7 protein-coding genes are annotated in these 6236 nt (G+C 71.0%); all 7 read left to right on the top strand.

The window, feature by feature from the left end:
- The coding region (locus tag AB0G02_RS25935; RefSeq protein ID WP_360798306.1) for a phosphopantetheine-binding protein at positions 1 to 694 on the top strand (694 nt) is incomplete at its 5' end.
- Positions 691 to 2040: a PLP-dependent aminotransferase family protein gene (locus tag AB0G02_RS25930; RefSeq protein ID WP_360798304.1), complete on the top strand. Its 1350-nt coding sequence runs from the start codon at positions 691 to 693 to the stop codon at positions 2038 to 2040. The genes AB0G02_RS25935 and AB0G02_RS25930, both read left to right, overlap by 4 nt.
- 145 nt (positions 2041 to 2185) lie before the next feature.
- A complete protein-coding gene (locus AB0G02_RS25925) occupies positions 2186 to 3559 on the top strand; it encodes a fatty acid--CoA ligase family protein (RefSeq protein ID WP_360798302.1) in 1374 nt (457 codons plus the stop codon).
- Positions 3560 to 3563: 4 nt separating this feature from the next.
- A complete protein-coding gene (locus tag AB0G02_RS25920; RefSeq protein ID WP_360798300.1) occupies positions 3564 to 3881 on the top strand; it encodes a hypothetical protein in 318 nt (105 codons plus the stop codon).
- Positions 3862 to 4950: a 4-hydroxyphenylpyruvate dioxygenase gene (gene hppD, locus AB0G02_RS25915; RefSeq protein ID WP_360798298.1), complete on the top strand. Its 1089-nt coding sequence runs from the start codon at positions 3862 to 3864 to the stop codon at positions 4948 to 4950. The genes AB0G02_RS25920 and hppD overlap by 20 nt, the downstream gene beginning before the upstream one ends.
- A 15-nt stretch (positions 4951 to 4965) precedes the next feature.
- Complete coding sequence (locus tag AB0G02_RS25910) at positions 4966 to 5865, top strand: phytanoyl-CoA dioxygenase family protein (RefSeq protein WP_360798296.1); 900 nt, start codon at positions 4966 to 4968, stop codon at positions 5863 to 5865.
- A partial coding sequence (locus AB0G02_RS25905) for a thiamine pyrophosphate-dependent enzyme (RefSeq protein ID WP_360798294.1) occupies positions 5853 to 6236 on the top strand: 384 nt, incomplete at its 3' end. The genes AB0G02_RS25910 and AB0G02_RS25905, both read left to right, overlap by 13 nt.

The raw sequence follows: 6236 nt of genomic DNA, 5'->3' as shown, positions 1-6236 counted from the left end.
GGTCGTCCTGACCGCCGCCTCCGAGGCCGATCTCGACCTGCGCGCGGACGAGAACGGCGTGCTGACCCTGGAGCACCGCACCGACCCCGGCTTCGCGGACTGGTTGCTGCCTTCGGTGGTGGCGGTGCTGGAGCACGCGGCGGCGGACAGCGCGGTGTCGGAGCTGCCGGTGCCGGACGCCGGAGGCACGTGGTCCGCAGCGACCGAGCCGTCGCGGACCGAGCCGTCGCCGGATGAGTCGTCGATCGAACCGCCGCCGAACGGCGCGGCCGAGTCCACTGCGGGGGCCGTGAAGCCCGAGGCGGACGTGAGTCCCGTGCCCTCGCGGGAGGAGATCGAGCAGGCCATGGTCAGGACCTGGGCCGACCTGCTCCGCAGGCACGACCGGGTCGGCCTCCACGACAACCTGTTCGGCCTGGGTGGGGGATCGCTCACGGCGGTCCGGTTCGCCTCACTCGTCGCTGACGCGTACGGCGTCACCCTGCCCCTCCCGCGCATCTTCGCCTCCCCGACCGTCGCGGCGCTCGCGGAGTTCGTGTCGGCGGAGTTGGAGTCCGCGCGGGCGGACCGGGCGGCGGAAGCCGATCGGGCCGCCCGGTTGGCGGAGTTGTCCGACGACGAGCTGGACGACCTGCTCAGCGCCGTCATGGCCACTCGGGAACGCCGCCGGTCCACCGGGGGTGACGGGAGGTGAGCACGTCGCCGGTCACCACCGGGAATGTCGTCGACCTGTCCATCGGCACGCTGTTCGGCGCGCTGGGGGATCCCGCCCTGAACTCGATGAATTTCCTCAACGAGGTGGCGATCCACTATCCCGATGCGATACCGCTGGCCGCCGGGAGGCCGAGCGAGGAGTTCTTCGAGCTGGAGGACGTGCACCGATATCTGCGCATCTTCTCCCGACACCTCGCCCAACACCTCACCGAGGAACAGGTGCGGCGCACCGTATTGCAGTACGGTCGGACCAAGGGGATCATCCACGAACTGGTCGCGGAAAACCTCCGCTTGGACGAGGGCATCTCGGTCGACCCGCAATCGCTCGTGGTCACCGCCGGATGTCAGGAAGCGATGTTCCTCGTGCTGCGCGCGCTGCGCGCCGACGAACGCGATGTACTGCTCGCGGTGTCACCCACGTACGTCGGGCTGACCGGCGCCGCCCGGTTGGTGGACCTGCCCGTGCGCCCGGTCCGCACCGGGGAGGACGGGATCGACCTGGACGACCTGGTCGCGGTGATCCGCCGGGAACGCGCCGCCGGTCGCCGGCCGCGCGCCTGCTACGTCGTCCCCGACTTCGCCAACCCGTCGGGGCTGAGCCTGGACCTCGCGACCAGGCAGCGGCTGCTGGAGGTCGCGGCGGCCGAGGACATCCTGCTGATCGAGGACAACCCGTACGGGCTGTTCCACGGCGACGCGGACCGGGTGCCGACGCTCAAGGCCCTGGACGCGGACCGCCGCGTGCTCTACCTGGGCTCCTTCGCCAAGACGGTGCTGCCCGGCGCACGCGTCGGCTTCGTGGTCGCGGACCAGCGGGTGTCCGGCGCCGACGGCACGACCGGCCTGTTCGCGGACGAGCTGTCGAAGATCAAGAGCATGCTCACGCTGAACACGTCGCCCATCGCGCAGGCCGTCGTCGGCGGCAAGCTGCTGGCGCACGGCTGCCGCCTCACCGACGCGACCGCTCCCGAGCGGCAGCTCTACGACCGGAACCTGCGGCACCTCGTGACCGGGTTGGCGGAGCGCTTCCCAGCCGGGTCGGGCGTCACGTGGACCGTGCCGACCGGGGGGTTCTTCGTCGTGGTCACCGTCCCGTTCGTGGTGGACGACCGGCTCCTGGAACGTTCGGCGCGCGATTACGGCGTGTTGTGGACACCAATAAGTCATTTCTATGACGCCAGTTCGGAAGTTCGCGCGTTGCGCCTTTCGTGCAGCGTCGTGTCGATCGAGCAGATCGATCGCGGCCTCGACCGGCTGACCGCCCTGATCAATGACGTGCGCTCGGCCGGTGAACGTGCTGATCCAGCGCGCCCGATTGGCCGATAGTGCGTCGGGTGAACCGTGACGTATGATTCTGCCCGCTCGGATCTTAATTGACCCGAAACTTCTGCGAAACTTTCTTCGAAGAGCTGTGCGGGACCAGGCGGGAGACCTGATGACAAAAGGCCTGGCGTCGCCCGGATTCGAACTCGTGACGAGTCCGGAATGGGTCGACGAGATCCTGCTCCGCGGCGCGGACGACGATGTCTGCCTGTATTCGGGCGGACCGGTCGACCGGTCCGCGCTGCGCCGGATGGTCACCGAGCGGCAGGCACGCCTGGCGGAGGCGGGACTGCGCGCGGGCGGGTCGCTCGCGCTGCGCCTGCCGCCGTCGGTGGCGTACGTGGTCAACCTGCTCGCCGGGTGGCGCATCGGCGCCCAGGTGAGCCTCCTCGACCACCGGCTGACCGCCTTCGAGGTCGACGCCGCGCTCGGCAGGCTCGCACCGCAGGTGGTGGTCGAACCGGGGCGGATCACCAGCAGCCCGCTCAGCGCGTTCGCCGAGGTGGAGGAGACCGTCACGGCCCGCCCCGGCCGTCCCGCGGCGACACCGCACGCGGTGATCCAGTTCAGCTCCGGCTCCACCGGACCGTCCAAGGTGATCGGTCGCACGGCCGCCGAGCTGATCGCGGAGGTCGAGCGGTACACCCGGATCGACGGCGTGCCGCTGCCGGGCGAGCGGATCGTCGTGCTGGCCTCGATGGTGCACGTCCTCGGGCTCGTCGGCGCGCTGCTCTACGGCCTGCACGCGGGTGTGCAGGTGAGGCCGCCCGAACGGCTGACCGGTGACAGCGTGCTGGACGCGGTGGCGGCCGAGGCCACCCCGGCGACGGTGCTGGGCGTGCCGTTCCACATCGGTCTGCTCGCGTCCGTCGTGGACCCACCGGCCCTGCCGCAGCTCAAGCGCATGACCACCGGTGGCGAAGCGGTGCCCGCCGCGGTGGCGTCCGCCTTCACCGGCAAGTACGGCGTGCCGCTGGGCAACATGTGGGGGATGACCGAGGTCGGCATGATCGCGACCGACCTGTCCGGTGAGCACCGTCCGGCGCTCACCCCCGCACCTGGCCTCGCGGTCGTGGAGCGCGACGGCGAGCTGCTGGTGAGCCTGCCGCGGTCGCCCTACGTCGGCCTGTCCGACCCGGACCGGTGGGCGGACGGCTGGCTGCGCACCAGGGACGCGGGCACGGTCGACCCGGACACCGGCCTGGTGACGGTCAAGGGTCGCCTCGACTCGCAGGTGTCGGTCGGCGGCCTGAAGGTCGACCTGACCGAGGTGGAGGCGACGCTGACCGAACTGCCCGGGGTGGTCGCGGCCGTCGTGCTGCACGACGACGTGATCACCGCCTACGCGCAGCTCGACGCCCCGGCCACGGCGGCGACCGTCCAAGCGGGACTGGCCGAACGGCTCGCTCCTTACAAGAGACCACGCCGGGTGCACGTGCTCGACGCGATGCCGCGCACCACGACGGGAAAGCTGGTGCGCGACCACTCGGTGCTCCGGGAGGTCGCGCGTGGTGGAAGGTGATCCGATGAGGGCAGCGGGGGACGAGGACGGCGGGGAACGGGGTGGCGCGGTGAGCCAGGACGACACCCCCGGTCGGGACGACACCCCGGGTCGGGACGACGTCCTCGCGATGCTCGCCAGCCTCGACGGCAGACCGGCGGACGACGTCCCCGAGCTGATCGAGTCGATGGAGCTGGCCTGGCTCGTGCACCAGGTGGAACAGCGCTACGGGGTGCGCATGGAACTCGACAGCGGCCAGTACGGCCGCATGACCACCGTCTCGGGAGCCGCTGACGTGCTCCGGGAAGTGATCGGGATGCCTGATGAACACGTCCGGGATTGACCACATCGAGCTGTACGTGGGCGACGCGAAGCAGGCGGCGTTCTACCTCTGCACCGCCTTCGGGTTCAAGGTCTGCGGCCAGGGCGGCCCCGAGACCGGGCTGGAGGGCCAGCGCTCGCTGCTGCTGCGGCAGGGCGACATCCAGGTCGTCCTGACCACCGGCCTGGTACCGGGCCACCCGGCGACCGAGTACGTGCGCCGGCACGGCGACGGCGTCGCGGTCATCGGGATCGGTGTCGACGACGTCGAAGCCGCCTACCGGGGCCTCACCGAGCGCGGTGCCGAATCGGTGTCGCCGCCGCGCGAGTACGTGACCGAGGGGCCGGGTGGACAGGACCAGCGGGTCGTCGTGGCCGAGGTGTCCGGTTTCTCCGACGTGACGCACCGGCTCGTCGAGCGGCACGGCTCGCGGCGCGCGTTCCTGCCCGGCGCGATCGAGGTCACCGACCCCGTGCCGGATACGGACAGCAAGGTGCTGCGCGCGATCGACCACATCGCGATCTGCGTGCCCGCGGGCGGCCTCACCCCGACCGCCCGGTACTACGTGGACGTGTTCGGCTTCACGCAGATCTTCGAGGAGTACGTCGAGGTCGGCGGGCAGGGCATGGACTCCAAGGTGGTGCAGAGCTCGTCCGGGCAGGTCACCTTCACGCTGATCGAGCCCGACCCGCAACGCCGCCCCGGCCAGATCGACAACTTCCTGACCTGGCACGCGGGCGCGGGCGTGCAGCACGTCGCGTTCGGCACCGACGACATCGTCAAGGCGGTGGGCACGCTCGGGGACAAGGGCGTGCGGTTCCTCGGCACGCCGAGCACCTACTACGACACGCTCGAAGAGCGGGTCGGCCACCTGGACGCGCCGCTGGACGAGCTGCGCGAGCTGGGCGTGCTGGTCGACCGGGACCACTGGGGCCAGCTGCTCCAGATCTTCACCGAGTCGATGCACGTGCGCCGGACGTTGTTCCTGGAGATCATCGAGCGACGGGGCGCGCTGACCTTCGGCAGCGGGAACATCAAGGCGTTGTACGAGGCGAAGCGGGGCGAACTGTCCGGCACGACGGCCGGCTGAAGGGGAGAGACCACGGTGGACGAGTTCACGCTGACCGAGCAGGAGCGCGCCCTGCTCCCGACCGACGACGAGGTCCGGTTCTACGCCGAGCACGGCTGGTACCTGTCCAAGAAGCTCTTCTCCGACGACGAGGTGGACGAGCTGGCCGCCGCGGTCGACCGCTACTACTCGGGTGAGCGGAGCCGCAGGCTGCCGACCCGTCCTCCCCGGCTGGCCTACTGGACGCCCGAGGACGGCGACGTGCAGCGCCACAACGACTACGTGCACTACGAGAGCGACGGCATCGCCAAGGGGCTGCTCAAGCCCCTGCTCGGCGCGGTGGCCGCCCGCCTGGCGGAGGCCGACGAGATCCGGGTGTTCCAGTCGACCCTGATCTACAAGCCGCCGATCGCCGCGGAGCCGTCCAACGTCGTGCCCTGGCACTTCGACAAGCACTACTGGTCGTCGTCCTCCTCGGACCGGATGCTCACCGCGTTCATCCCGTTCCACGACTGCGACGAGGAACTGGGCACGATCACCATGGTCGACGGCAGCCACCGCTGGGAGGAGGTCGGCACGGACGACAGCGCCACCAAGCACTTCGCCGAGCGGGACGCGAACCACCTGGAGAACCTGCTCTCGGCCAACGCCGAGCACAACGGCACCACGGTGACCAAGATCCCGATGATCATCCCCAAGGGGCACGTGAGCTTCCACCACTGCCGCACCTACCACGGCAGCGGGCCCAACCGCGCGGCCCGGCCGCGGCAGGCCATCTCGCTGCACCTCCAGGACGGCGACAACGCCTACCGCGAGTTCCCCCTGTCCGACGGCAGCCTCGCCTTCTACAACCACGACTCCGTCGTGCGCCGGACCCCGGACGGCAAGCCCGACTACGCCGACCCGGAGTTCTGCCCTCCGGTGTGGCGCGCTTGACCGCGGTGCGCCCGGCACCGGACACCGACACCGGCCTGTACCGGACGGTGCGGCTGATCCGCCGGTTCGAGGAGCGGGCGGTCGAGCTCGTCCGCTCCGGCGACATCGTCGGCGGCATCCACCCGTACACCGGGCAGGAAGCCATCGCGGCCGGGGTGTGCGCGGCGCTGCGCGGGGACGACATGATCACGAGCACCCACCGCGGGCACGGGCACGTGCTCGCGAAGGGCGCCGACCCCGCCAAGGTGCTCGCGGAGCTGGCCGGGGGCGCCACCCGGCGCGAACCGGGGGGCGGCGGGGGCAATCACGCCGCGGGCGGGGGGGGGGGCCTCGGCGGCGCGCAGCCGCGCGGCGGGGCGAACGGCGGGGTC

The organism is Actinosynnema sp. NPDC023658 (assembly GCF_040639995.1).
Classification (GTDB): Bacteria; Actinomycetota; Actinomycetes; order Mycobacteriales; family Pseudonocardiaceae; genus Actinosynnema.
This window is presented reverse-complemented; position numbering and strand designations above follow the sequence as displayed.